This is a genomic window from Streptomyces sp. Z26 (genome assembly GCF_003665095.1).
Lineage (GTDB): Bacteria > Actinomycetota > Actinomycetes > Streptomycetales > Streptomycetaceae > Streptomyces > Streptomyces phytohabitans.
Genome location: NZ_RCHV01000002.1, coordinates 5,780,771 through 5,807,055, shown reverse-complemented (window position 1 = coordinate 5,807,055; position 26,285 = coordinate 5,780,771). Strand labels below are relative to the sequence as shown.

The window sequence follows — 26,285 nt, the reverse complement described above, 5'->3', positions numbered from 1 at the left end:
TCCGTTCCCCTTCCGCCGCCCGGCACGCGCGTGCTCCCGTCGGAGCCCGCCGCTCACACCCCCGTCACGGGTCCTCGCGCGCGGGGGCGTCGTCGTTCCCCCGCCGGAGGGTCCGCAGGGGGGCGCCCGGCCGCCAGACGTCGAGGCACATGTCGGGGAGCACGAGGTACGTGCGCACCACCTCCGTCAGATCCGCGCGGAACAGGTGGAAGACCTCCGGGCGCTCCCCCTCCGGCGCCGCGTCCGCGTAGCGCGCCAGCGTTCCCGGGTCGGTCACCTCCACGGCCCGGCCCGCGACCCGCACGTCGCCGTCCTCCATCTCCGTACCCGCGCCGGGGTTGGCGTGCAGCGCGAAACGGGGATCGCGCCGCAGGTCGAGCGCCTTGCGGGAGCCGGGCATCATGCCGAGCCACAGTTCGCCGCCGCTGATGTCCGCCTCCAGGCCGGTGACGCGTGGCGAGCCGTCGGCGCGCAGGGTGGCCAGTACGTGGTGCCGGTGCGCGCCGAAGCGCTTCCGTACGAGTGCGGCGTGCGCGGGTGCGGCCGAGGCGAAGTCGGCCCAACTGGTCGTCATGGCGCCATCGTCACCCCCGAAACGGACACCCCCTGTCGGGTATCCGCGGGAAATCGCGCTCCGCGCGCGCGGTGGACGACTTCGCACGCGGACAGGGGGCCATTTCACCGCGCGCGGAGCGATGAGTTTCCGGCCGCTCCCGGATCCGTACTCACGACAGGCGACAGCGCGCCGCACCCGGGCGGCGCCCCCGCCCGGCGGCCACTCGCGGCCCGCGTGCTACTCGTGGGCCGCGATCAGTGCCTCCAGCGGACTGTCCGGGAACTCCCGCTCGAACGAGCTGATGTGCCACTTGCTCGGGAACAGCCCCAGCCACACCCCGTCGCGCGCGCGGTGCATCGCCTCGCCGTGCACCAGCCGCGACTTGTTCAGCTGCTCGGCGCCCACCGCGTCCGTCGCCCGCGCGGCGGAGTACGGGAGCGGTTCGAGCCGTACGGGCGCGGTGAACTCGTTCTCCATCCGGTGCTGCACCACGTCGAACTGCATCGGTCCCACCGCCGCCAGCACCGGCGCCTGCTCCCCGCGCCGGTCCGAGACCAGCACCTGGACCACGCCCTCCTCGTCCAGCTGCGCGATGCCCCGGCGGAACTGCTTCGTGCGCCCGATGTCGACCGGGCGCACCACGGAGAAGTGCTCCGGCGCGAACGTCGGCATCCCCGGGAAGACCGCCTTCCGCTCCGCGTAGAGGGTGTCGCCGACGCGCAGGGCACCGGCGTTGACCAGTCCGACGACGTCCCCCGGGTAGGCGGTCTCCAGCGACGAGCGGTCCTGCCCGAAGACGCTGTGCGCGTACTTGGTGGCGAACGGCTTGCCGGTCGCGGCCCGGGTCACCGTCATGCCGCGCTCGAAGACGCCCGAGCAGACCCGCACGAACGCGATGCGGTCGCGGTGCGAACGGTCCATGTTCGCCTGCACCTTGAACACCAGCCCGGAGAACGGCGCGTCCAGCGGCCGTTCCCCGCCGTCGGCCAGCGGGCGCGGTCCGGGCGCGGGGGCCATGTCGACGACGGCGTCCAGCAGCAGCCGTACGCCGATGTTGGAGATCGCCGCGCCGAAGAAGACGGGGGTGGACTTGCCCGCCAGGAACGACTCCGGGTCGTACGTGCCGCCGGTCTCCCGCAGCAGCGACAGTTCCTCGACCGCCTGCTCCCAGTCGGCGCCGACGGCCTGCTCCGCCTCGGCCGCGTCGAGCACCTCCTCGACGGCCTCCTTGGCGCCGCCGGGTGCCCGCGTGTAGCGCAGCATGCGGTCGGGGTCGCGTACGTCGACCAGGCCGCGCATGTGGCCCGGTCCGCCCACGGGCCAGGTCACCGGGGTGGGCTTGAGCCGGAACTCGCTCTCGATCTCGTCCAGCAGCTCCAGCGCGTCCCGGCCCGGCCGGTCCCACTTGTTGATGAAGGTGATCACTGGGACGCCGCGGTGGCGGCAGACGTCGAACAGCTTGCGCGTCTGCTCCTCCAGCCCCTTGGCGGCGTCGACGAGCATCACCGCGCAGTCGACGGCGGCGAGCACGCGGTACGTGTCCTCGGAGAAGTCGGCGTGGCCGGGGGTGTCCAGCAGGTTCATCACCTGCCCCCGGTGCGGGAACTGGAGCACCGCGGACGTGACCGAGATGCCGCGCGCCTGCTCCATCTCCATCCAGTCGGAGGACACTCCGCGCCGCCCGGACTTGCCGTGCACCGCGCCCGCCGAGGTGATGGCGTGCGCGTGCAGCGCCAGCGCCTCCGTGAGCGTCGACTTGCCCGCGTCGGGGTGGCTGATCACCGCGAACGTACGCCGCCGGGCCGCCTCTTCCGTCGTGTCCCCGCTCACCGCGCCCGCCGCCCGTCGGTCTGGTCCGTCCGCTGTGCACTCATCCGGGAACCGTACCTCCGCACCGGCCCCGCACCGCCCCCGGGCGGCCCGGCGGAGGGCACCGGAACCGTACGGACGGGGCCCGTACGGATACCGGTTCGCACTCCGCGCGCGCGGAGTGCGAACATCGCGCGCATGCGGATACGGGAGATGGCCGAGGACGACATCGACGCCGTGGCCACACTGCGCGTACGGAGCTGGCAGTACGCGTACGCGGGACTGATGCCGCAGGCGTATCTGGACGCCCTGTCACCGGACCGCGACGCGGGGCGGCGCAGGGCGCTGTTCGCGCGCACGCGCGGCGTGATCACGAACCTGGTCGCGGAGGACGACGCCGGACACGTCACCGGCTGGGCGGCGCTGGGCCCGTACCGGCCGGACGACGGCCCGCCCCCCGGAGGCGCGGCGGACGGCGAGTTGTACGCGCTGTACCTGCTGCCGGAACGTGTCGGCACCGGCACCGGGCTCGCGCTGATGGGCGCGGTGCTCGGACGCGCCGAACGCGTCGGCTACGCGCGCCTCTTGCTGTGGGTCGTGGAGGGCAACACCCGCGCCCGGCGCTTCTACGCGCGCGCGGGCTGGACCCCGGACGGGGCGCGGGCGACGCACGAGGTGGACGGGGCGGCCGTACCGGAGGTGCGGTACGTGCACGGGCTGCACCGGGTGCCGGAGCAGCGCCCGCGCGGGGACGCGTACTCCCGCGGCGTGCCCAGCGCCCCGCAGGCACGGCCCCGCCTCCGCTGACGCAGGGCAGCGCGGGAACGGCCAGGGGGCGCGCGCCGGTGCGGACGGGTTCGCGCGTACGGCGCCCGCCCGCCAATTCCGCGACCTTCCACGGGATAACCGCGGATTCCCCTCTCCGGACGCTTTGTTCACCACCGCGAAGAGACGCTCCCGGAGCTTTTCGGACAACCTCCCGGTAGTGCCCGTACATGACATCCTCACGGTTGCACCATGTGACACGGATCACCTACACTCCGTAGCGACCGGGAGAGGTGTGGGGGATGGCAGTACGGGGTTGGGAAGCGGATTCCTCGGCGTTATTCGCCCGTCGACTGGGGAAGTCGGCGAGGGAACTCCAGTGCACCGGAGGGCAGGACGGCTGCCCGGACATCTGGGAGCAGAACAACGGCGACGTCGCCGTCATCGGACGCGATCTCACCACTTCGTACGCGTCCCGCCTGCCCGAGGGCGTGGTGATCGCCGACGACGAGAGACTCGTCGTCATTCCCGGCAGGATGATGCGCTCGGCGAAGAAGGACATCCCTGATGCGTGACGTCGAAATCCGCGATCTCCTGGAATCCGCGACAGGGGAAGAACTCGATCTGCCCACTTATCGCGCCGACTTCCGGAGACGGCTGCTCTCCGGCGGGGATTCCTGGAAACTGGAACGGCAACAGTCCTTCGAGGAACCGGGTTTCGCCAGCTGGGACGCCACGGCGCGAGGTGATTGGGCGGAATCCCTCCGCCTCATGGAAAAGGAACGTCCGGGCCTCCGGCAGGCGGCACGGGAGAACGCGCTCCACGGGACGGTGTTCCACCGTGTGCGCGTGGTCGGGGAGCCCCTGACGGCTTATCTGCAATGGGAGTTGCACCTCCTCGCGCTGCGGGCGGAGCACGGCGACCGGATCCGGGTCGTCACCCCCGCGGACGTGGCGGACCGGGAGGCGGGCGCGCCGCTCCCCGAGCTGGTCTCCGTCGGCCGGGACACGCTCTACCGGGTGCTGTACGACAGCCGTGGCGTCCTGGTGGGAGCCGTGCGGCACGTGGACCCGGAGGCCGTCGAGCGGTACGTCCGGTACGTGAGCGGGCTCTACGCCGGTGGGGAGGACCTCGCCTCCTACTTCCGGCGCGAGATCGCCACACTGCCCCCGCCGCGCCTGGAGTGCCACCGTTAGCGGCACCGACAGCCCGGCCGACGCCCGTACCGGCGGCAAGACCGGTGACAGCGGTGACGGTGGCGACGACCGGCACCGCGCCGCGCACCCGCCGGGCGGCTCGCACCGCCACGACAGCCGCGCGGAACTGTCGGGCTCCGCGCGTGACGTGGCGCGGGCGCTCGCCGCGTTCCCGGACGACCGTGCGCGGAGTCTGCGGGCGCGGGTGCTGGAGCGGACGGAGCAGCGGCGGGAGCCGTGACGGCGGGCACGGCCGGGTGGCGGGGCAGCCGTGGCGGCGCCGGTCACCAGTGGTCGGGCGGCTCCGTCGGCACGGACTCGACGATCCACAGCGGCCCGTCGCCGCACTCGACGCGGACACCGGCCCCCGGCTCCGTACGGGTCCGCAGCAGGGCGCGCCACTCCCCGCCGACGCGTGCGACCGGGCCCGGCGGTCCGGGCACGCCGAAGCGGAACGTACGGACCTGGTGGTGCGTACGGAGCCGGGGAGCGGACCAGTCGACGAGGGAGAACTCCCGCTCCATCCATCCCGCGTAGCTCGCGGCGGACTCGTCCTGCGGCTCCCCCGGGTCACCGGCGAGCGCGCGCGGCACCGCGTCCTTCAGCAACTCCCGTGTCACCTCGGCCAGTTCGCGGAAGAGGGCGTCGGGGTCGATCTCGTCGGCCAGTGTGACGCCGCCCCGGCGGGCGAGGACGGGGCCGGTGTCGAAGGTCTCCGCCATGCGGTGCACGGTCACGCCGGTCTCGGGGTCGCCGTCGCGGATCGCCCAGTGCAGCGGGAGGGGCCCGCGGTGGCGGGGCAGCAGCGACGTGTGCACGTTGAGCGCGCCGTGCCGGGGGAGGTCCAGCAGCGCGCGGGGGAGCCGCCAGGAGAAGCCGTTGCAGATCAGCAGGTCGAGGTCGTACGCGGAGAGGGCGCGGGTGAGACCGTCGGCGTCGGCGGGGAGGAGCAGGTCCGTTCCGGCGGGGATGCCCGCCACGATGTCCGCCACGTCGCCCGGCGCGCGGGCGGGGCGCCGGGGCCGCAGGGAGCGGGAGTGGGCGTACACGACGGGTACGTGGCCGAGCGCCGCGCACGCGTCGTGGACGGCCGCGAAGCCGTCGGCGGAGTAGGAGAGGACAGCCACGTTCGCCATGGCGCCAGTATCGCCACCGCCGTGCGCCGTGGCACGCGAACCCCCTTTCAGGTGAAGGGAGTTCACCCGTCACGCGGAATCCGCGCCGACACCGGAACCGGCGACGGCGACGCGGCGCGTCAGCCGCCCGCGCGCGCCAGCGCCGCGTGGGCGGCGGCGCGGAGGCGGTGGTGGTTGGCGGCCTCGCGGAGGACCGGGCGGGCGCGCGCGTCCCCGATGCGGCCCAGCCCCTCGACGCAGGCGAGCGCGACGGGCCAGTGCGGTACGGGCCGTTCGAGCAGCCGGGAGAGGACGCCGACCAGGGTCGGCACGGACTCGGGCGCGCGCAGCGCGACCAGCAGCCGTACGGGGTGCAGCGCGTACGCCGTCCGCAGCTCGTTCGTGGCGAGTGCCGCCGCCGCGCGCGCGGTGCGCGGGTCCCCGAGGCGTACGAGCGCGTGGGCGGCGGTCGCGCCGCGTACGGGGTCGCGGTAGTTGAGCAGGAAGATCAGCGTCTCGAAGGCCCTCCGGTCCCCCGCGCACCCGAGCGCGAACGAGGCCACCTCCCGTGCCCACAGGGGCCGTTGGGTCTCCGCCAGTACGTCGGCCAGCGTGTCCCGTGACTCGGGGCCGCCGTCGCGCGCGAGGGCGACCAGCTCGGCGCAGTCGGCCGTCGCCTCCGGGGTCACCGCCTCGGCACGTACCCGCCGCAGGAGCGCCGCGAATTCACTTCCGTCTTGCTGTCGGGTCCGTCCACCGCTCGCCATGAAGCCCCCTTCACATTTCATTGAACCGCAGATCGGAGCGGCGTCCAGAGCATCGGTACGGCCTGTTCCGGGCAATTGCGGAGCGCACGCGCCCACTTGCGGGCGTCTTCACAGTCCCGCCCCCTCCACACCTCGCTTCACCCACATCTCCCCCGAACCTCGGCGCCGCCCGCCTCCCACGGGCCCGGCGCGTCCCGCACGCCCGCCGGGAGGCGTCCCGTACGCCCGTACCGCTCCCTCCGTTCCACCGCCGATCCCGTTCGCGCCGCCGTCCGGTGTGCCCGCGGGCGATCACGGGGAGCGGCACAGCTCACATCGGCGTACCTCTGGCGTTCTTGTTACCGGCCGGTTAGCCTGCTCATCAGAGCGGTATCCCCGCTCAGGCGGTTTGGTGACGCAGCCGCCGAGAGTGCAGTCGGTCTGGCGACCACGCAGTCGGTCGCGGCCCCGGGACAGGGCCGCGGACTGGTTCGGCCCCGCAACTGAGCCGCGCCGCGCGCCCGTTCGCGCGGCCCGCCCGTAACCGCCACGCCCCGCCGCGCCTTCGCGCGGGGACATGTGTCACGACCCTCTGGAGTCCCGTGATGGACAGTCCCTCCCTCACCGCCCCCTCCCCCGCCGCGACCCCCGCGGAAACCTCCGCCGACGCGCCCGTGCTCGGCACGGTCGCCGTCGTCGGCCTCGGCACGATGGGCACCGGCATCGCCGACGTCCTCACCCGCGCCGGACGCGAGGTGATCGGCATCGACACCGACCCCGACGCGGCACGCCGGGCCGTGACCGCCCTGGAGACGTCGACCGCGCGCGCGGTGCGCCGCGAGCGGCTGACGGAGGCCGAAAGGCGCGACGCGCTCGCCCGGTTCCGTACGTTCCCCGACCTGCGGGCCGCCGCCGAGGCGGACCTGGTGATCGAGGTCGTGCCGGAGGACTACGACACCAAGTGCCAGGTGTTCGCCGCCCTGGACGCGGTCGTCAAGCCGGGCACGATCCTCGCCACGGGCACCAACGCGCTCTCCGTGACGCGGCTCGCCGCCGACTCCGACCGGCCCGAACGCGTCCTGGGCCTGCACTTCTTCAACCCGGCGCCCGCGATGCGCCTCGTCGAGGTCGTCTCGTCGGTGCTGACCGCCCCGGAGGCGGTCGCCGCCGTCACCCGGCTCGCCCGCGAGCTGGGCAAGGACCCGATCGCCGTCGGCGACCGGCCCGGATTCGTCGCTGACGGGCTGCTGTTCGGCTACCTCAACCAGGCCGCCGCGATGTACGAGTCCCGGTACGCCACCCGCGAGGACATCGACGCCGCCATGCGGCTGGGCTGCGGGCTGCCGATGGGCCCGCTCGCGCTGCTGGACCTGATCGGCATCGACACCGCGCGCACCGTGCTGGACGCGATGTACGCCTCGTCGCACGACCGGCTGCACGCACCGGCCCCGGTGCTGCGGCAGTTGAGCGACGCGGGCCTCAACGGCCGCAAGTCCGGGCGCGGTTTCTACACGTACGCCGCCCCCGGCAGCGCCGAGACCGTCCCGGACGCGGAGACCCCCGACCCGGCGGACGGCACGGCGGCGGCCCGTACGGTCGGCTCCGTCGGCGTCGTCGGCTCCGGCACGATGGCGGCGGGGATCGCGGAGGTCTTCGTCAAGGCGGGCTATTCGGTGGTGCTGGCCGCGCGGAGCGCGGAGAAGGCCGGGGCGGCGAAGGGGCGCGTGACGAAGTCGCTGGACCGCCAGGTGGCGAAGGGGCGGCTCACGGCGGAGGCGCGTGACACGGCGCTGGCCCGGCTGACGACGTCGGGGACGCTGACGGCGCTCGCCGACGTGGACCTGGCGGTGGAGGCGGTGGCGGAGCAACTGGACGTGAAGCGGGAGCTGTTCGCCGCCCTCGACGGCATCTGCCGGGACGGCGCGGTGCTCGCCACGACCACGTCGTCGCTGCCGGTCGTCGCGTGCGCGCGGGCCACCTCGCGACCGCGCGACGTGGTGGGCATGCACTTCTTCAACCCGGCGCCCGCGATGCGGCTCGTCGAGGTGGTCCGTACGGTCCTCACCTCCGACGAGGCGCACGCGACGGTGCGGGAGGTGTGCGGCACGCTGCGCAAGCACCCCGTGGACTGCGGCGACCGGGCGGGCTTCATCGTGAACGCGCTGCTGTTCCCGTACCTCAACAACGCGGTCAAGATGGTCCAGGAGCACTACGCCTCGCTGGACGAGATCGACGCCGCGATGAAGCTCGGCGGCGGCTACCCGATGGGCCCGTTCGAACTCCTCGACGTGGTCGGCCTGGACGTGTCGCTGGCGATCGAGCGGGGGCTGCACACGGAGTTCCGCGACCCCGGTCTGGCCCCCGCGCCGCTGCTGGAACACCTGGTCGCGGCGGGGTGCCTGGGGCGCAAAACGGGCCGGGGTTTCCGCGAGTACGCGCGGCGGTGACGGACGGTCGGCCCGGACCCTGGCACGGTCCGGGCACACCCGGCGCGGGCTGGGGCGGGCTCCTTGATCCGCGCGCGAACGATCCGCCGACAGGCCAGGTCACAACGTGTAGCGTGCACCACATGCCGGAGACCGTGAAGCCTTCCCGTACCCCCGCCGCCACGTCGCAACGGCTGAAACTGCGCCGGGACCTGGCGGCGGCGGCGATGGAGCTGTTCGCGACGAAGGGGTACGAGGGGACGACGGTCGACGAGATCGCCGCCCGCGCGGGCGTCGCGCGCCGTACGTTCTTCCGGCACTTCCGCTCCAAGGAAGAGGCGATCTTCCCGGACCACGACGAGACGCTCGTACGGGCCCAGGCCGTGCTGGAGGCGGCGCCCGCGCACGAGCACCCGTTGGACACGGTGTGCCGTGGCATCAAGGAGGTCATGCGGATGTACGCCTCCTCGCCGCGGGCGAGTGTGGAGCGCTACAAGCTGACCCGTGAGGTGCCGGCGCTCCGCGAGCGCGAGATCGCGTCCGTGGCGCGCTACGAGCGGCTGTTCACGCGTTACCTGCTGGGGCACTTCGACGAGGCGGCGCACGGCGACGGCGTCAGCGACTTCGACGAGCCGCTGCTCGCGGAGGTCGCGGCGTCGGCGGTGGTGAGCGCGCACAACCACGTGCTGCGGCGCTGGCTGCGCGGGGGCGCGGTGGGTGACGTGGAGGCTCAGCTGGACCACGCGTTCGCGATCGTACGGGAGACCTTCGGCACCGGCTTCGGCGCCAACCAGGCGGCGCACGGCGGGCGTTCGCGTGCGGCGGAGACGGAGCGGCGGGGCGAGGTGCTGGTGACGGTGGCCCGTACGGACGCGCCGTTGGCGGACATCATGAGCTCCATCCAGGAGGCGCTCCGCAAGCACTGAGCGGAGGGTTCCGGGCGGCAGCCCGGACGGTGGCAGCAGGCGGATGAGCGCGCGGACCCCCTCGGGGCCGCGCGCTCATCCGTGCGCGGCGCGTGCCATACGAGAGAAATTGCTGGCACCGAGTGTCTTGCCTCGCGGCACTGGGTGTCATACGGTGAGGCCAGTCCGGGCGCTGTCCCCACGGCCGCACTCCGTGCCCGTCCGGACGCCTGCGTCACAGGCACACCGCGCGCCCGACCGGCGCGCAGCACGGGAGCCACCCGCTCCGGCACAGGACAGAAACCGCCAGCCGACGGCACTGCCTCAGCACAGACGTCCCTCAGGCGTACTCCCTCACGCGCTACGACGGAGGCACAACCGTGAACAACATCCTCGACGCGATCCTCGCGTCCGACACGACAGCGGAAGACTTCGCCCACCTGGACCTCCCCCGGTCGTACCGCGCGGTGACCGTGCACAAGGACGAGGCCGGGATGTTCGACGGGCGGGCCAGCAGGGACAAGGACCCGCGCGAGTCGCTCCACCTGGACGAGGTCCCGGTGCCCGAACTCGGGCCGGGCGAGGCCCTGGTGGCCGTGATGGCCTCCTCGGTCAACTACAACTCGGTGTGGACCTCGATCTTCGAACCGGTCTCCACCTTCGCCTTCCTGGAGCGCTACGGGCGCACCTCGCCGCTCGCCGAGCGCCACGACCTGCCGTACCACGTCATCGGCTCCGACCTCGCGGGCGTCGTGCTGCGTACGGGCGCGGGCGTCAACTCGTGGAAGCCAGGCGACGAGGTCGTCGCGCACTGCCTCTCCGTCGAGTTGGAGAGCTCCGACGGGCACAACGACACGATGCTCGACCCGGAGCAGCGGATCTGGGGCTTCGAGACCAACTTCGGCGGGCTCGCCGAGATCGCGCTCGTCAAGACCAACCAGCTGATGCCCAAGCCCCGCCACCTCTCCTGGGAGGAGGCGGCCTCGCCCGGACTGGTCAACTCCACCGCGTACCGGCAGCTGGTCTCGCGCAACGGCGCGGGCATGAAGCAGGGCGACAACGTGCTGATCTGGGGCGCGAGCGGCGGGCTCGGCAGCTACGCCACGCAGTTCGCGCTGGCCGGGGGCGCCAACCCCATCTGCGTCGTGTCCAGCGAGCAGAAGGCGGACATCTGCCGCCGCATGGGCGCCGAGGCGATCATCGACCGCAGCGCGCGTGACTACCGCTTCTGGAAGGACGAGCACCACCAGGACCCCAAGGAGTGGAAGCGGTTCGGCTCGGACATCCGCGAACTGACCGGCGGGGAGGACGTGGACATCGTCTTCGAGCACCCGGGCCGTGAGACGTTCGGCGCCAGCGTGTACGTCACCCGCAAGGGCGGCACCATCGTCACCTGCGCCTCCACCTCGGGCTACAGCCACGAGTACGACAACCGCTACCTGTGGATGTCGCTGAAGCGGATCGTCGGCTCGCACTTCGCCAACTACCGCGAGGCGTGGGAGGCCAACCGCCTCATCGCCAAGGGCAAGATCCATCCGACGCTGTCGAAGACGTACCGGCTGGAGGACACCGGTCAGGCGGCGTACGACGTGCACCGCAACCTCCACCAGGGCAAGGTCGGCGTGCTCACCCTGGCCCCGGAGGAGGGGCTCGGCGTCCGCGACCCGGAGCTGCGCGCCCGGCACGCCGACGCCCTCGACCGCTTCCGCGACGACACCCCGCACGGGCCGACGGCGGACGCGGGTACGGCGGCCGGGCGCGACGACCAGAGCATCCGGAGCGTGTGACCGTGCCGAACGACCAGCCCGCCTCGGGCGCACCGAGGAAGCGCGACCGGCCCTGGCTGATGCGGACGTACGCGGGGCACTCCACCGCCGAGGCGTCCAACGCGCTGTACCGGCGGAACCTCGCCAAGGGCCAGACCGGCCTGTCCGTGGCGTTCGACCTGCCGACCCAGACCGGCTACGACCCGGACCACGTCCTCGCGCGCGGCGAGGTGGGCCGCGTCGGGGTCCCGGTGTCCCACGTCGGGGACATGCGGCGGCTGTTCCAGGACATCCCGCTGGACCGCACGAACACCTCGATGACCATCAACGCCACCGCGATGTGGCTGCTGGCGCTCTACCAGGTGGTCGCCGAGGAGCAGGGCGCGGAGGTGTCGGCGCTCCAGGGGACGACGCAGAACGACATCGTCAAGGAGTACCTGTCGCGCGGCACGCACGTCTTCCCGCCCGTCCCCAGCCTCCGGCTGACCACGGACATGATCGCGTACACCGTCCACCACATCCCCCGGTGGAACCCGATCAACATCTGCAGCTACCACCTCCAGGAGGCGGGGGCGACGCCCGTCCAGGAGATCGCGTACGCCATGTCCACGGCCATCGCCGTACTGGACTCGGTGTTCGCCTCCGGGCAGGTGCCCGAGGAGCGGCGGGCGGACGTGGTCGGCCGCATCTCGTTCTTCGTCAACGCGGGCGTCCGCTTCGTCGAGGAGATGTGCAAGATGCGCGCCTTCGGCCGCATCTGGGACCAGGTCACCCGCGAGCGCTACGGGATCGAGGACCCGCGGCAGCGGCGCTTCCGCTACGGCGTGCAGGTCAACTCCCTCGGCCTGACCGAGGCGCAGCCGGAGAACAACGTGCAGCGCATCGTGCTGGAGATGCTGGCCGTCACCCTCTCCCGCGACGCGCGCGCCCGCGCCGTCCAACTCCCCGCCTGGAACGAGGCGTTGGGCCTCCCCCGGCCCTGGGACCAGCAGTGGTCGCTGCGGGTCCAGCAGGTGCTGGCGCACGAGAGCGACCTGCTGGAGTACGACGACCTGTTCGCCGGGTCGCACGTCGTCGAGGCGAAGGTCGAGGAGCTGACCGCCGCCGCGCTCGCGGAGATCGACCACATCGAGGAGCTGGGCGGCGCGATGGCCGCCGTCGAGTCCGGCTACCTCAAGTCGCAGCTCGTCGCCTCGCACGCGGAGCGCCGGGCCCGCATCGAGTCCGGCGAGGAGAAGATCGTCGGCGTCAACTGCTACGAGGGCACCGAGCCCAGCCCGCTGACCGCCGACCTCGACACCGCCATCATGACCGTCGACCCGGCCAACGAGGCGCGCGTCGCCGGGTCCGTACGCGACTGGCGCGCGGCCCGCGACGAGGCACGCGCCGCGAAGGCGCTGCGGCTGCTCGCGGACGCCGCGGGCGGTGACACCAACCTGATGGAGCCCACCCTGGAGTGCGCCCGCGCGGGCGTCACCACCGGCGAGTGGGCGGAGGCGCTGCGCGAGGTGTTCGGGGAGTTCCGCGCGCCGACGGGCGTGGCCGGGGCGCCGCTGGCCGTCGCCCCCGAGCACGGCTCGCAGCTGGCACGCGTCCGCGACGCCGTCACCCGTACCGCCGCCGACCTGGGGCTCGGCGCGGGCGGCAGGCTGCGGCTGCTGGTCGGCAAGCCGGGCCTGGACGGGCACAGCAACGGCGCCGAGCAGATCGCCGTACGCGCCCGCGACGCCGGGTTCGAGGTCGTCTACCAGGGCATCCGGCTCACCCCCGAGCAGATCGTCACCGCGGCCGTCGCGGAGGACGTGCACTGCGTCGGCCTGTCCATCCTGTCCGGCTCGCACGCCCAACTCGTCCCCGACGTGCTGGCACGGCTGCGGGCCGCGGACGCCGGGGACCTGCCCGTCGTCGTCGGCGGCATCATCCCGTCCGCCGACGCGGAGGCGCTGCGGGCCGCCGGGGTGGCGGCCGTGTTCACGCCGAGGGACTTCGGGATCACGGAGATCATCGGCCGTATCGTCGACCAGATCCGCACCGCCCACCAGCTCGACCCCCTGGAGGTCCCCGCATGACCGGCCCGCTCGTCAACCGGCTCCGCCCGCGGCGTTCCTGCCTGGCCGTGCCCGGCAGCAACCCCCGTTTCCTGGAGAAGGCCCAGGGACTCCCCGCGGACCAGGTGTTCCTCGACCTGGAGGACGCGTGCGCGCCGCTCGCCAAGGAGGGGGCGCGGCACACGATCGTGAAGGCGCTCAACGAGGGCGACTGGACCGGCAAGACACGTGTCGTACGGGTCAACGACTGGACGACGCACTGGACGTACCGCGACGTGATCACCGTCGTCGAGGGCGCGGGCGCGAATCTGGACTGCGTCATGCTGCCCAAGGTGCAGGACGCGCAGCAGGTGCAGGCGCTCGACCTGCTGCTCACGCAGATCGAGAAGACCGTCGGGCTGGAGGTCGGCCGGATCGGCATCGAGGCGCAGATCGAGAACGCCCGGGGCCTGATCAACGTCGACGCCATCGCCGCCGCGTCACCCCGGCTGGAGACGATCATCTTCGGGCCCGCCGACTTCATGGCGTCCATCAACATGAAGTCCCTGGTCGTCGGTGAGCAGCCGCCCGGCTACCCGGCCGACGCCTACCACTACATCCTCATGCGCATCCTGATGGCCGCCCGCGCGCACGACCTCCAGGCGATCGACGGCCCGTACCTCCAGATCCGGAACGTGGACGGCTACCGCGAGGTGGCACGGCGTGCCGCCGCGCTGGGCTTCGACGGCAAGTGGGTGCTGCACCCGGGTCAGGTGGAGGCGTCGAACGAGATCTTCTCGCCGTCCCAGGAGGACTACGACCACGCCGAGTTGATCCTCGACGCGTACGAGTGGTTCACCTCCGAGGCGGGTGGCCGGAAGGGCTCCGCCATGATCGGCGACGAGATGATCGACGAGGCCAGCCGCAAGATGGCGCTGGTCGTCGCCGGCAAGGGCCGGGCCGCCGGCCTGACGCGTACGTCCGTCTTCGAGCCCCCGACGGAGGCGTGAGCGATGCGATTCGGCCGCACCTACGAGGAGTTCGACGTCGGGGACGTCTACAAGCACTGGCCGGGCAAGACGGTCACCGAGTACGACGACCACCTGTTCTGCCTCCTCACGATGAACCACCACCCGTTGCACCTGGACGCCCACTACGCCGAGCGGACCACGGACTTCGGCCGGAACGTGGTGGTCGGGAACTACGTGTACTCGCTGCTGCTCGGCATGTCCGTGCCGGACGTGTCGGGCAAGGCCATCGCCAACCTGGAGATCGAGTCGCTGCGGCACGTGGCGCCCACGTTCCACGGCGACACCCTGTACGGCGAGACGACCGTCCTCGGCAAGACCCCGTCCCGGTCCAAGGACGACCGCGGGATCGTGCACGTGGAGACGAAGGGCTACAACCAGGACGGCACCCTCGTCTGCGTCTTCCGGCGCAAGGTGATGGTGCCGACGGCGGCGTACGTCGAGGCGCGCGGCGGCGAGCAGCCGGGCCGCCCGGAACTCCGGGAGACGCCCGGGAAGGGAGAGCGGTGACATGGGACGCCTCGCGCGCACCGAGGGCCTGACGGAGGTCCAGCAAGAGATCGTCACCACTGTAAGGGGATTCGTCGACAAGGAGATCCTCCCGGTCGCGACGGAGTTGGAGCACCGCGACGAGTACCCGACGGAGATCGTCGAGGGCCTGCGGGAGCTGGGCCTGTTCGGCCTGATGATCCCGGAGGAGTACGGTGGCCTCGGGGAGTCGCTGCTCACGTACGCGCTGTGCGTGGAGGAGCTGGCACGCGGCTGGATGAGCGTGTCGGGCATCGTCAACACGCACTTCATCGTGGCGTACATGCTGAAGCAGCACGGCACGCGGGAGCAGAAGGACCACTTCCTGCCACGGATGGCGACGGGCGAGACGCGCGGCGCGTTCTCCATGTCCGAGCCGGGGCTCGGCTCGGACGTGTCGGCGATCACGTCGAAGGGCGTGCCGGACGGCGACGCGTACGTGCTGGACGGGCAGAAGATGTGGCTGACGAACGGCGGTTCGTCCTCCCTGGTCGCGGTGTTGTGCCGGACGGACGAGGGACATCCGGAAGGTACGGCTCCGCACCGGTCGATGACGACGTTCCTGGTGGAGAAGGAGCCGGGCTTCGGTGAGGTGAAGCCGGGCCTGACGATCCCCGGCAAGATCGACAAGATGGGCTACAAGGGCGTCGACACCACCGAGTTGATCATGGACGGACTGCGGGTGCCGCGCGACCGCGTCCTCGGCGGCACCACCGGACGCGGCTTCTACCAGATGATGGACGGCGTCGAGGTCGGCCGCGTCAACGTCGCCGCGCGCGGTTGCGGCGTCGCCCAGCGGGCGTTCGAGCTGGGCATCGCGTACGCGCAGCAGCGCCACACGTTCGGGAAGGCGATCGCGCAGCACCAGGCGATCCAGTTCAAGCTGGCGGAGATGGCGACGAAGGTCGAGGCCGCGCACGCATTGATGGTGGGCGCCGCGCGCAAGAAGGACTCGGGTCAACGCAACGACCTGGAAGCCGGAATGGCCAAATATCTCGCATCCGAGTACTGCAAGGAGGTCGTGGAGGACGCGTTCCGCATCCACGGCGGGTACGGTTTCTCCAAGGAGTACGAGATCGAGCGCCTCTACCGCGAGGCGCCGATGCTCCTGATCGGCGAAGGAACCGCCGAGATCCAGAAAATGATCGTCGGGCGCCGCCTGCTGGAGGAGTACCGCTTCCAGGGGTGACTGCCCGTTCCGGGGTGGTACCGGGATGAACTCCGCGCGGCGGGGCACACGACCGGACAGCGACATCGACCGACGGACTGGCCCACTGGCTTGCCCAGTTGCCACCCGTAACCGATAACATTCCGGAATACCCGCAGTCCCTCCATTGCGGAACCCTCCGCCGACGAAGGTCTCCCATGCCCCACAGCCCATCCTCTGCTTCCAGTGATGGCGCCTCCGCACTCAGCGGTCGCGTCCGGCTCGCACGCGGAGCGTCGCCGTGGCTTCTTCCGACCGTGGCCACCGCGGCCGTCAGCCTCGCCCGGTCCCGCCGGTCGGGGCGCGCGGCGGCGGTGGCCGTGCCCGCCACCGCGCTCGCGGCGGGCATGCTGTGGTTCTTCCGCGACCCCGAGCGTGAGATCACCGAGGGTCGCGTGATCTCCCCCGCCGACGGCGTGGTGCAGAGCATCATGCCGTGGCAGGACGGCCGGACGCGCGTCGCGATCTTCATGAGCCCGCTGAACGTCCACGTCAACCGGGCGCCCCTGGCGGGCACGGTGACCTCCGTGGAGCACGTACCCGGCGGCTTCGTACCGGCGTTCAACAAGGAGAGCGAGCACAACGAGCGCGTCGTCTGGCACTTCGACACCGAGCTGGGCGACATCGAGATGATCCAGATCGCCGGGACCGTGGCCCGCCGCATCGTGCCGTACGTGTCGCAGGGCGCCAAGCTCGAACAGGGCGAGCGCATCGGCCTCATCCGCTTCGGCTCCCGGGTCGACGTCTACCTGCCGCAGGGGGTCGAGGTCGCCGTCGAGGTCGGCCAGACCACGACCGCGGGGGTGACGCGCCTTGACCGTGACTGATCCGGACAGGAAGTCCGGCTGGGTCCCGGAGGAGGAGGACGACGACGAGATGCCGCTCTCCATGCGGCTCTCGATAGCGGACACCCTCACCCTGGGGAACGCCACCTGCGGCTTCCTGGCGGTCTACTTCACGACCACCGGCGTCCTCATCCCGCACCTCGCGGGCAACGAGGACGGCGGCATGGCGCGGCACAGCGCGGCCAGCGCGGTCATCCTGATGCTGCTCGCCTCGGTCTTCGACCTGTTCGACGGCCTGGTCGCGCGCAAGCTGCGCAGCTCGCCGATGGGCGCCGAGCTGGACAACCTCTCCGACCTGATCAGCTTCGGGCTGGCCCCCGCGTACTTCGTGGCCGTCTGGGGCATGGTCGCCAACGACGCGCACCAGCGGGTCTCGGTGGTCGCCGCCGTGGTGGTGCTGCTGGCCGTCATCCTGCGGCTGGCCCGCTTCTCGTGCGTGACCCTGAGAGACGGCATCTTCCAGGGCATGCCCAGCCCGTTCGGGGCGCTCACCGTCGTGTCGATCGTGCTGCTGGAGCTGCCGTTCGTACCGACGTTGCTGGCCATCATCGGCGTCGCCTGGCTGATGGTGAGCCGCGTCGAGTACCCGAAGCCGCGCGGTCGCCTCGCCGGGGCGATGCTCAGCTGGATCGTGCTCAGCATCGGGATGCTGGTGGCGTGGGCGTTCGACGCGCCCGGCGGTGAACTGCTCCTCCAGACGGGCTGCGCGCTCCAGGTGGTGCTGGGCGCGGTGATCCCGCTGTTCGCGACGGCCCGCCGGGTCAACGCCTTCCGCGACCACCGCCGCGAGGCACGGGCCGCGGCGCAGGGCTGACCCACCGGCACCCGCCCGGACGACACGTCCGAAGGGCCCGGACGACGGTTTCCACGACCGTCGTCCGGGCCCTTCGCCGTGTCCGCCGACCGTCCCCGCCGGTACGGGAGTCGGGCGGTACGGGATCGGGCCCGGCACGCGTACGCCCGCTCCGGTACGGGCCGGAGCGGGCGTACGGCGGCGGGGGCGCGGGCCCCCGGAACTACAGGCGGTCGGCCGCGACCTGGGCGGCGATACGTTCCAGCAGCGGCCCGGCCTCGGCCATGCACACCGCCGGGTCGCTCTCCACGGACGTCAGCGGGTACGCCGCGTCGATGCCCGCCTTCTCCAACTCCGGCTTGCCGATGGTGATCCGGCCGCACACCGCGACCACCGGCTTCCCGGCCGCGCGCGCCGCCGCGGCCACGCCCGCCGGGGCCTTCCCGTGCAGGGTCTGCTCGTCGAGCGACCCCTCGCCGGTGATGACGAGGTCCGCCCGGTCCAGCGCCTCCGCGAATCCCAGCACGTCGAGCAGCACCTCGATGCCGGGCCGGAAGACCGCGCCGAGCCCGACGAGCGCGCCGAAGCCGATGCCGCCCGCCGCGCCCGCGCCGGGCGACTCGGCGGCGCGGGCCGCCTCGGGGCCGAGGGCCGTGGTGAGCACCTCGGCGAAGCGGGCGAGGCCCGCCTCGAGCATCGCGACGTCCTGTTCACCGGCGCCCTTCTGCGGCCCGTAGACGGCGGGGGCGCCCTCCGGCCCGGTCAGGGGGTTGTCGACGTCGCTGGCGAGGACGATCCGTACGTCCTTCAGCCGGTCGTCGAGGCCGGTCAGGTCGGCGCTCACCATGTCGCGCAGGGGGCCGCCGCCGTGCGCGACCGGGTCGCCGTCCTCGTCACGGAAGTCGGCGCCCAGCGCCTGGAGCATGCCCGCGCCGCCGTCCGTGGTGGCCGAGCCGCCGACGCCGAGGACGACCGTACGGGCGCCCGCCGCGATCGCCGCGAGCAGCACCTCGCCGGTGCCGTACGTGGTCGCGGTCAGGGGCGCGTACACGCCCGGCGGCATCAGCTGGAGCCCGGACGCCTCGGCCATCTCGACGACGGCGGTGTCCTCTCTCAGCGCGTACGCCGCCGTGACGGTGGCGCCGAGCGGACCGGTCACGTCCACCTCGCGCCGTTCGAAGCCCGCCGCGACCGCCGCGGCCACCGTGCCGTCGCCGCCGTCGGCGACCGGGAGCGCCTCGATCCGGAGGTCCGGACGTTCCCGGCGCAGGCCCGCCGTGACGTGCTCGGCGACCTCCACGGCCGTCAGCGATCCCTTGAACTTGTCCGCGGCGATCAGCACGCGCCCAGAGTGAGCCATTGAGTCGTCCCTTGCTGTCGAACAGGCAGTCGCGCCGCCCAGACCCTATCCGCCATGGGCCACGGCGACCACCAGCGCGTCAATCAGGGTTGACAGCACCGTTCTGTCATCCTAGGTTGACACGCATGACCGGACAGACGGACGCCCGCGACCAACCGGACGCGGAAGACGTACGGAAGGCCCCCGACACACGCACCGGAGCCGAGGGGACGGGCGGCGTGCGGAACGGACGCGACGCCGACGACGCGCTGAACGCCGCGCAGGCCGCCGCCGACCGCGACCCGCGGGTCGGGCTGCGCGCGGTCGCCGCGCTGCGGCGCCTCGTCGAGCGGCTGGAGGCGCTCCAGGTGGCGAGCGCGCGCGGACAGGGCTGGTCCTGGGAGGAGATCGGGACCGCGCTGGGGGTCAGCAGGCAGGCCGTGCACAAGAAGCACTCCAGGAGGTAGACGGGCATGTTCGAGCGATTCAGCGGGGAGGCGCGCGACGTGGTGGTCGGCGCCCAGGAGGAGGCCCGCGCGCTGCGGCACGAGCGGATCGGCACCGAGCACCTGCTGCTCGCGGCGCTGCGCCACCCCGACGAACCGGGCGCCGCGACGCTCGTACGGCTCGGGGTGACGCGGGAGTCCTGCCGTACCGCCGTGTCCCGCGTGGCGGGCGGCGGGGCGGACGGGCTGGGGCCGGAGGACGCGGCGGCCCTGCGGGCGTTCGGCATCGACCTGGACGAGATCCGCCGCCGTACCGAGGCGACGTTCGGGCCCGGCGCGCTGGACGGGCCGGGCCCGGAGGCCGCGCGGGACCGGGAGCCGGGGAAGCCGTGGCCGCTCTCGGCACTGGAACGGCTGCGCGGCGAGGGCGGCGGGAGCGGCGACCGTACCGCGCCGCGCGGGGGCGGGGCCGCGTCCGGGAAGGGGCACATCCCGTTCGCGCCGCGGGCGAGGAAGGCGCTGGAGCTGTCACTGCGGGAGGCGGTGGCCCTGCGGGACCGGCGCATCGGTGTGGAGCACGTGGTGCTGGGGCTGCTCCGCTCCGACGACCGGCTCACGCGCGCCGTCTTCGCCCACCTCGACGTCGCCCCGGGGCGGGCCCGCGCGGAGGTCCTGGCGGACCGCCGCGAGGCCGCCTGACGGCACCGGGGGGCGGAACGGGCGGCGCGGGGCGTCAGGCGTCGGCGCGCAGGTGCTCCCGCGCCCACGTCTCGAACGGCGTGACGGCGAGGCCGAGTTCACGCGCGTACGCGGGGCGCCCCGGCTGCTCCACCACGTTCAGCCACTCGTGCGTGGCCCCCATGGGCGGCATGCCCGCGGCGACGGCCTCCGCCTCGGTCATGTCGGGCACGGCGAGCGGTACGCCGAGGACGCGGGAGAGGACCCCGGTGATCTCCGTCATGGAGAGGTGGTCGCTCGCCAGCTCCAGTTCGACCCGGTGGAAGCGGTCGGGGTCGGTGAGGGCGGCGGCCGCGGCGTTCCCGATGTCGTCGACCGCCACGAGGGAGACCCGGGTGTCCGGGCGCAGGACGCTGACCAGGCCGCCCGCGACGCCGCGCGGGAAGAGGAATCCCATGGACGGCAGGAAGTTGTCCATGAACGTGGCCGGCTTGAGCAGCGTCCAGCGGGGGAAGTCGGCGGCGCGGAGCCGGTCCTGGAGGGTGCTCTTGGCGACCAGGCTGGGGATGCGTTCCGCCCAGCCGTCCCGCTCCCACTCGGGCACGTCGACGTGCTGCCCGGCGCCGACGGTGGAGGTGTGCACGAACTGCCGTACGCCCGCGGCCTTCGCGCCCTCGATCAGGTTGGTGCCCTGGGTGATCTCGCCGGCGAAGTCGAAGCCGCCGTCGGCGTCCATGGCGGGCATCTGCACGGAGAAGACGGCGCGGGCGCCCTCGGCGGCCCGTACGACGGAGTCGCGGTCGTGCAGGTGCCCGGTGACCAGTTCGGCACCGAGTGCCGCGACGGCTTGCGCACGGTCGGTGTGCGGGTCGCGGACGAGGGCCCGTACGGGGACGTCCGCCGCGCGCAGGGCGCAGAGGGTGGCGCCGCCCTGGCGGCCGGTGGCACCGGTGACGAGTACGGGTGCGGAGGTGGGGTCGGTGGGCATGGTGGCTCCTCGGAGTGCTCGCGCAAGAAACGGCGGGGCCCGCCGTTTACGTTCCGGGTACGATACGGCGGACCCCGCCACTTAGCAATCCTGGAGCTGACGCCATGGCCGACCGGCAGCGCGCCGACGCGCGGCGCAACTACGCGCGCATCCTCGCCGTCGCGGAGGAGGAGGTCGCCGCGCACGGCGCCGCCGCCTCGCTGGAGCAGATCGCCCGTACCGCCGGGGTCGGTTCGGCCACCGTCCGCCGCCACTTCCCCACCCGTCGGGCGCTGCTCCAGGCGGTCTCCCTGGAGCGGATCGACGCGCTACGGGTGCGCGCCGAGGAGTTGGACGGCACGGGCGACAGCCGGGACGTGCTGCTGGAGTGGCTCGACCACGTCGTCGCGTACTGCGTCGCCGCCCGGGGCCTCGCGCCCGCGCTGATGCGGGACGACACGGAGGAGCCGCACCCGGTGCACGAGAACAGCTGCTCGGCCGCCGTGGAACGGGCCGCGGAGCCGCTGCTGCGCCGCGCCGTACGGGACGGGGCGGTCGCGGAGGCCGTCACGGCGGGCGACCTGATCGCGCTGATCGTCGGCATCGTGCTGGCCACGGAGCACCACGCCGACCCGACGGCGGCCGCGGACCGGCTGTTCCGGCTGGCGGTGGACGGGCTCAGCCCTTAGGTGGTGTCCGGGCGGTCCTTGAGGGGTGGCTCGCGGCGTCGGATGCGGTGCGGCGCAAGGCGGAGGATCGTCCTCGTACCGGGCCGTACACGGACGACTCCGACAACGCGTCGAGGTGCCGTAGCCGTCGTCGCGAGCCCGAGGAGACCGCCCGGACACCGCCTAGCCGCGAAGGGGGCGGGCGCGCCCGCCCGCTCCCCCGTCAGACCCCCGCGCCCGTACGCCCGTTGGCGCGCAGCCGCCGCCACACCGCGCGTGCCGCGTGGTGGCCCGACATGCCGTGCACGCCGGGCCCCGGCGGGGTCGCGGAGGAGCAGAGGTAGACGGCGGGGTGCGCCGTCGCGTACGGGACGCGGGCGAGGCGCGGCCGCAGCAGGAGCTGGAGGCCGGAGGCGGCGCCGCAGGCGATGTCGCCGCCGACGTAGTTGGCGTTGCGGGCGGCGAGTTGGGGCGGCCCCGCGGTGGCGCGGGCGAGGACGAGGTCACGGAAGCCGGGCGCGAAGCGCTCCAGCTGGCGTTCCACGACGTCGGTCGCGTCGCCCTCCCAGCCGTTGGGCACGTGCCCGTACGCCCAGAACGTGTGCTTGCCCTCCGGCGCCCGCGTCGGGTCCGCGACCCCGGGCTGGACGGTGATGAGGAACGGCCGGTCCGGGTCCCGCCCGTCCGTGGCGCGCCGCATCGCGTCGTCGATCGCCCCGGCCGTCGGCGCGACGTGCACGGTCGTCGCCCGCCGGGCCTCCTCGGCGGTCCACGGCACGGGCCCGTCCAGCGCGTAGTCGATCTTGAACAGACTGGGCCCGTACCGGTATCCGGCGTACGCGTGCCCCAGCCCCGCGATACGCGCCAGCGCCGTCGGGGAGGTGTCGAAGACGTACGCGCGGGCGGGCGGCAGCTCGTCCAGCCGCTTCACCTCGACGCCGGTGTGGACGACGCCGCCGAGATCCCGCAGGTATCCGGCGAGCGCGTCCGCGACCGACTGCGACCCGCCGCGCGCCACCGGCCAGCCGCGGGCGTGCCCGGCGAGCGCGAACACCAGGCTGATCCCGGCGGTGGCGAAGGTGCTGGTGGGCGCGATCACGTGCGCCGCGAGCCCGGCGAGCAGCCCGCGCGCCTTCTCGTCCCGGAAGCGGCGGCCGACCCACGACGCGGGCTGGAGCCCGGTCAGCCCGAAGCGCGCCAGCCCAAACGGGGCGCGCGGCAGGCCCCCGTTGAACGCCGAGCCCAACCCCAGGAAGTCCGCCGCGAGCCGGTCCCAGTGCGGCAGGAACGGCTCGACCAGCCGCCGGTACGCGCCCGCGTCGCGCGGCCCGAGCGAGGCGGCCGTCTCGGCCACGGAACGGGCGAGCACGGCGGCGGTGCCGTCCGGGAACGGGTGCGCCATCGGCAGGTCGGAGTGCAGCCACTCCAGCCCGTACCGGTCGAGCGGCATGTCGCGGAACGCGGGCGAGTTGACGCCCAGCGGGTGCGCGGCGGCGCACGGGTCGTGCCGGAAGCCGGGGAGCGTCAGCTCCTCCGTACGGGACCCGCCGCCGACCGTGTCGAGCGCCTCGAACAGCTCCACCGAGAAGCCTCGGCGGGCCAGTTCGACCGCCGCCGTCAGCCCGTTGGGGCCCGCTCCCACCACCACCGCGTCCCGGATCGACGGCACTCTCGGCTCTCCCCTCGCAGCACGAGCTCAGCTTCGGCGCTGAAGCAGGGCCAGGATACGCCGCACGGTCCGGGCGTCCCGCGCGGCGGTGAACGGCAGCGCGTTGCCGCCCGCGAGCCGGAACGGTTCGCCGGTGAGCGTGCCGCTCGCGCCGCCCGCCTCCGCCACCAGCAGCAGCCCCGCCGCGTGGTCCCAGGCGTTCTCCCAGGTGAAGGCGACGGCGTCGAGGGCGCCACGGGCGACGTCCAGGTACTCCAGCCCGGCGGAGCCGCAGGGGCGCGGCTCCGTCTCCGGCGTCACCAGCGCGGCCAGAGCCTCCTTCTGCGCGTCGTCGGTGTAGTCCGGGTGGGAGGTGGCCACTTCGAGGACCGCGTCCGCGGCGGGCGAACCGGCCCGCAGCACGTCACCGTTGAGCAACGCCCCGCCCCGGCGGCGCGCGATGGCCATCTGCTCCAGCACGGGCGCGTACGTCCAGGACGCCAGCAGCTCGCCGTGCCGGGCGAGGGCGACCAGCGTGCAGAAGCCGCTCTCCCCGCGGACGAACTGGCGCGTGCCGTCCACCGGGTCGACGATCCACACCGGGTCGGAGCCGCGCAACGCCTCGTACACGCCCGGGTCCGCGTGCACGGCCTCCTCCCCGACGACCACCGAGCCGGGCAGCAGCCCGGTCAGCGACCGCGTCAGGTGCTCCTCGGCGGACCGGTCGGCGACGGTCACCAGGTCGTGCGGCCCGTTCTTCTCCACCACCTCGTGGTCGGCCAACTGCCGCCAGCGCGGCATGACTTCCGCCGCGACGGCCTTCCGTACGGCTTCCTCGGCACCAAAGACGAGCGCGTCATCGATCATCCGTCCATGGAAGCACGAACGTCCGCCGCCGGTACTGAAGTACGGGTGGACGACCGGTGTCCGCACGGCGACGCGACGGTCGCGCGGGCCGCCGTTCAACGCCCCACCGCGTAGCCCTGCGCGCCGCGCGGGTTGGCCGCCGCGCTCAGCACGCCCGTCCCCGGGTCGCGCGCGACGGCGCACAGCCGCCCCTCCGACCAGGGTGGCCCGACCGTCACGCGGTGCCCGCGGCGGCGCAGCCCGGCGACGACGTCGGCGCCGACGCGGGACTCCACGGTGACGCTGCCGGGCCGCGCCACCCGTGGGTGGAACGAGCCGGGGAACGCCTCCGTGTGCCAGGCGGGCGCGTCGATGGCGCCCTGGAGGTCGGGACCGCCGCGTACGAGCGGGCGCCGCGCCAGTTCGACCAGGAAGTGCAGCTGCCACTGGTCCTGCTGGTCGCCGCCGGGCGTCCCGAAGGCCATGACCGGCACCCCGTCCCGCAGCGCCAGCGACGGCGAGAGGGTGGTGCGGGGGCGGCGCCCTGGGGTGAGGGTGTTGGGCAATCCGGGCTCCAGCCACGCCATCTGGAGCCGCGTGCCCAGCGGGAAGCCCAGTTCGGGCACGACCGGGTTCGACTGGAGCCAGCCGCCGCTGGGCGTGGCGCTGACCATGTTGCCCCAGCGGTCGACGACGTCCACGTGGCACGTGTCGCCGCGCGTCACCCCGTCCCCGCCGACCGTCGGCTCCCCGGTGCCCGCCGCCACCGGCCGGTGCGCGTCGGCGGCGGCCTCCGCCGACGCCACCTCCCGTACGTGGTGCGGGAGTCGGGGCGTACGGCCGCCGGGGTGGCCGGGGCGCAGCTCGTACGAGGCGGCGCCGCCGACGAGGGCGCGGCGGGCGGCGGTGTACGGACGGGCCAGCAGGGCGTCGAGCGGCACGGTGGCGGCGCCCGCCGCGTCGCCGTACCAGGACTCCCGGTCGGCCATGGCCAGCTTCACGCCCTCGACCTGGCGGTGCAGCTGCTCGGCGTTCGGCTCGGCGTACGCGTCCCCGCCACGGGTCCCGTCGCCGTACGCCTCCCAGTCCGCCGGGTCGTCCGGCAGCAGCGCCAACTGCTGGAGCAGGGACGGCCCCTGGGACCAGCCCGCCGCCTTGCACACGGTCCAGCCGTGCCACCAGGGCAGCGTCACGGGGTCCTCGTACGTCGCCTCCCAGCCCGCGAGGTCGTCGCCATCGAGGGTCCCGGCGTGGCGCTCGCCGCTGCTGTCCATGGTGGGCCGGGCGGCGGCGCGGACGAGCGCCTCCGCGACGAAGCCCGTACGCCAGGCCCGGCGGGCCGCCTCCAGCTGCGCCTCCCGGTCGGCGCCCGCCGCCCGCGCCTCGGCCAGCAGGCGGCGCCAGGTGCGGGCCAGCGCCGGGTTCCGCAGCAGGGCGCCGGGGGCGGGGGCGCGGCCGCCGGGAAGGTACAGCGCGGCGGAGGCCGTCCACTCCTCCTCGAAGAGACCGCGGACGGACTCCACGGTCGCGCCGACCCGTTCGACCGCCGGGTGGCCGTTCTCGGCGTACCCGATCGCGTACGTCAGCACCCCCTCCAGCGACCTGGTGCCGTAGTCGCGCAGGAGCACCAGCCAGGCGTCGAACGCGCCGGGGACGGCCGCGGCCAACGGGCCCGTGCCGGGCACCAGGTCCAGCCCGAGGCCCGTGTAGTAGGCGGGGGTGGCGTGGGCGGGCGCGACGCCCTGGCCGCACAGCACCCGTACGGGGCGGCCGTCGCCCGGCGCGACGAGGACGGGCACCTCGCCCGCCGGGCCGTTCAGGTGCGGTTCGACGACCTGGAGGACGAAGCCCGCGGCGACGGCGGCGTCGAAGGCGTTGCCGCCGTCCTCCAGGACGGCGAGCGCCGTCTGCGAGGCGAGCCAGTGGGTGGAGGACGCCATGCCGAAGGTGCCCTGGAGGGTGGGGCGCGTGGTGACCATG

General features: G+C 73.5%; 23 protein-coding genes and 2 pseudogenes. 16 read left to right on the top strand and 9 right to left on the bottom strand.

What is annotated here, in order from left to right; translation table 11 throughout:
* Positions 1–64: 64 nt before the first annotated feature.
* Together D7M15_RS25140 and D7M15_RS25135 are read right to left on the bottom strand one after the other, a co-directional pair.
* Entirely contained in the window at positions 65–574 is a 510-nt protein-coding gene (locus D7M15_RS25140; protein ID WP_121519580.1) for a pyridoxamine 5'-phosphate oxidase family protein, read from the bottom strand.
* Between the two features lie 219 nt (positions 575–793).
* Entirely contained in the window at positions 794–2,386 is a 1,593-nt protein-coding gene (locus tag D7M15_RS25135) for a peptide chain release factor 3 (protein WP_121519579.1), read from the bottom strand.
* A gap of 177 nt (positions 2,387–2,563) precedes the next feature.
* On the opposite strand from D7M15_RS25135, the gene D7M15_RS25130 reads away from it, so the two are divergent.
* The 3 genes from D7M15_RS25130 (at position 2,564) to D7M15_RS25120 (ending at position 4,327) form a co-directional block, all read left to right on the top strand.
* Positions 2,564–3,172 carry a GNAT family N-acetyltransferase gene (locus tag D7M15_RS25130; RefSeq protein ID WP_240649475.1) on the top strand — a complete coding sequence of 203 codons (609 nt, stop codon included), beginning with the start codon at positions 2,564–2,566 and terminating at the stop codon, positions 3,170–3,172.
* A gap of 260 nt (positions 3,173–3,432) precedes the next feature.
* Positions 3,433–3,705 carry a hypothetical protein gene (locus tag D7M15_RS25125; protein ID WP_121519578.1) on the top strand — a complete coding sequence of 91 codons (273 nt, stop codon included), beginning with the start codon at positions 3,433–3,435 and terminating at the stop codon, positions 3,703–3,705.
* Complete coding sequence (locus D7M15_RS25120) at positions 3,698–4,327, top strand: DUF6879 family protein (protein WP_121519577.1); 630 nt, start codon at positions 3,698–3,700, stop codon at positions 4,325–4,327. Before D7M15_RS25125 ends, D7M15_RS25120 begins: the two co-directional genes overlap by 8 nt.
* Positions 4,328–4,611: 284 nt before the next feature.
* Here the strand turns inward: D7M15_RS25120 and D7M15_RS25115 are convergent, their stop codons facing one another.
* Both D7M15_RS25115 and D7M15_RS25110 read right to left on the bottom strand, forming a co-directional pair.
* On the bottom strand, positions 4,612–5,463 hold the full coding sequence (locus D7M15_RS25115) for a formyltransferase family protein (protein WP_121519576.1): 852 nt from the start codon (positions 5,461–5,463) through the stop codon (positions 4,612–4,614).
* A gap of 119 nt (positions 5,464–5,582) precedes the next feature.
* Entirely contained in the window at positions 5,583–6,209 is a 627-nt protein-coding gene (locus tag D7M15_RS25110; RefSeq protein WP_240649473.1) for a HEAT repeat domain-containing protein, read from the bottom strand.
* A 584-nt stretch (positions 6,210–6,793) separates the two neighbouring features.
* Here D7M15_RS25110 and D7M15_RS25105 point away from each other — a divergent pair.
* From D7M15_RS25105 to pssA, 9 genes are all read left to right on the top strand, one after another.
* Complete coding sequence (locus tag D7M15_RS25105) at positions 6,794–8,635, top strand: 3-hydroxyacyl-CoA dehydrogenase (RefSeq protein ID WP_121519575.1); 1,842 nt, start codon at positions 6,794–6,796, stop codon at positions 8,633–8,635.
* Between the two features lie 122 nt (positions 8,636–8,757).
* Positions 8,758–9,540: a TetR family transcriptional regulator gene (locus D7M15_RS25100; protein ID WP_206337418.1), complete on the top strand. Its 783-nt coding sequence runs from the start codon at positions 8,758–8,760 to the stop codon at positions 9,538–9,540.
* Between the two features lie 359 nt (positions 9,541–9,899).
* Positions 9,900–11,306: a crotonyl-CoA carboxylase/reductase gene (gene ccrA, locus D7M15_RS25095; protein WP_240649472.1), complete on the top strand. Its 1,407-nt coding sequence runs from the start codon at positions 9,900–9,902 to the stop codon at positions 11,304–11,306.
* A gap of 2 nt (positions 11,307–11,308) precedes the next feature.
* Positions 11,309–13,354, top strand: a complete 2,046-nt coding sequence (locus D7M15_RS25090; protein ID WP_121521365.1) for a protein meaA — start codon at positions 11,309–11,311, stop codon at positions 13,352–13,354.
* Positions 13,351–14,322: a CoA ester lyase gene (locus D7M15_RS25085; protein ID WP_121519573.1), complete on the top strand. Its 972-nt coding sequence runs from the start codon at positions 13,351–13,353 to the stop codon at positions 14,320–14,322. The genes D7M15_RS25090 and D7M15_RS25085 overlap by 4 nt, the downstream gene beginning before the upstream one ends.
* 3 nt (positions 14,323–14,325) lie before the next feature.
* Entirely contained in the window at positions 14,326–14,850 is a 525-nt protein-coding gene (locus tag D7M15_RS25080) for a MaoC family dehydratase (protein ID WP_121519572.1), read from the top strand.
* 1 nt (position 14,851) lies between these two features.
* Positions 14,852–16,057, top strand: coding sequence for an acyl-CoA dehydrogenase family protein (locus D7M15_RS25075; RefSeq protein ID WP_121519571.1), 1,206 nt, complete (start codon positions 14,852–14,854; stop codon positions 16,055–16,057).
* Positions 16,058–16,233: 176 nt separating this feature from the next.
* On the top strand, positions 16,234–16,902 hold the full coding sequence (locus D7M15_RS25070) for a phosphatidylserine decarboxylase (RefSeq protein WP_121519570.1): 669 nt from the start codon (positions 16,234–16,236) through the stop codon (positions 16,900–16,902).
* Positions 16,889–17,734 carry a CDP-diacylglycerol--serine O-phosphatidyltransferase gene (pssA, locus tag D7M15_RS25065; protein WP_121519569.1) on the top strand — a complete coding sequence of 282 codons (846 nt, stop codon included), beginning with the start codon at positions 16,889–16,891 and terminating at the stop codon, positions 17,732–17,734. Before D7M15_RS25070 ends, pssA begins: the two co-directional genes overlap by 14 nt.
* Positions 17,735–17,936: 202 nt before the next feature.
* Here the strand turns inward: pssA and D7M15_RS25060 are convergent, their stop codons facing one another.
* A complete protein-coding gene (locus D7M15_RS25060) occupies positions 17,937–19,073 on the bottom strand; it encodes a glycerate kinase (RefSeq protein ID WP_121519568.1) in 1,137 nt (378 codons plus the stop codon).
* A gap of 218 nt (positions 19,074–19,291) precedes the next feature.
* On the opposite strand from D7M15_RS25060, the gene D7M15_RS25055 reads away from it, so the two are divergent.
* The 3 genes and pseudogenes from D7M15_RS25055 to D7M15_RS29230 form a co-directional block, all read left to right on the top strand.
* Complete coding sequence (locus D7M15_RS25055) at positions 19,292–19,519, top strand: helix-turn-helix domain-containing protein (protein ID WP_121521363.1); 228 nt, start codon at positions 19,292–19,294, stop codon at positions 19,517–19,519.
* Between the two features lie 6 nt (positions 19,520–19,525).
* Positions 19,526–19,711 (top strand): annotated as a pseudogene (locus D7M15_RS29450) (Clp protease N-terminal domain-containing protein); the annotation flags it as partial.
* Positions 19,712–19,981: 270 nt separating this feature from the next.
* Positions 19,982–20,197, top strand: a pseudogene (locus tag D7M15_RS29230) (Clp protease N-terminal domain-containing protein); the annotation flags it as partial.
* Between the two features lie 34 nt (positions 20,198–20,231).
* Here D7M15_RS29230 and D7M15_RS25045 read toward each other — a convergent pair.
* On the bottom strand, positions 20,232–21,164 hold the full coding sequence (locus D7M15_RS25045; RefSeq protein ID WP_121519566.1) for an NmrA family NAD(P)-binding protein: 933 nt from the start codon (positions 21,162–21,164) through the stop codon (positions 20,232–20,234).
* 104 nt (positions 21,165–21,268) lie between these two features.
* On the opposite strand from D7M15_RS25045, the gene D7M15_RS25040 reads away from it, so the two are divergent.
* Positions 21,269–21,832 (top strand): TetR/AcrR family transcriptional regulator, encoded by a 564-nt coding sequence (locus D7M15_RS25040; protein ID WP_121519565.1) that lies wholly within the window; start codon positions 21,269–21,271, stop codon positions 21,830–21,832.
* 202 nt (positions 21,833–22,034) lie between these two features.
* On the opposite strand, the gene D7M15_RS25035 is transcribed toward D7M15_RS25040, so the two are convergent.
* From D7M15_RS25035 to D7M15_RS25025, 3 genes are all read right to left on the bottom strand, one after another.
* Complete coding sequence (locus D7M15_RS25035) at positions 22,035–23,480, bottom strand: NAD(P)/FAD-dependent oxidoreductase (protein WP_121519564.1); 1,446 nt, start codon at positions 23,478–23,480, stop codon at positions 22,035–22,037.
* A gap of 27 nt (positions 23,481–23,507) precedes the next feature.
* A complete protein-coding gene (locus D7M15_RS25030) occupies positions 23,508–24,326 on the bottom strand; it encodes an inositol monophosphatase family protein (protein WP_121519563.1) in 819 nt (272 codons plus the stop codon).
* 95 nt (positions 24,327–24,421) lie between these two features.
* Positions 24,422–26,284: a gamma-glutamyltransferase gene (locus tag D7M15_RS25025; RefSeq protein ID WP_121519562.1), complete on the bottom strand. Its 1,863-nt coding sequence runs from the start codon at positions 26,282–26,284 to the stop codon at positions 24,422–24,424.
* Between the last annotated feature and the right edge of the window lies 1 nt (position 26,285).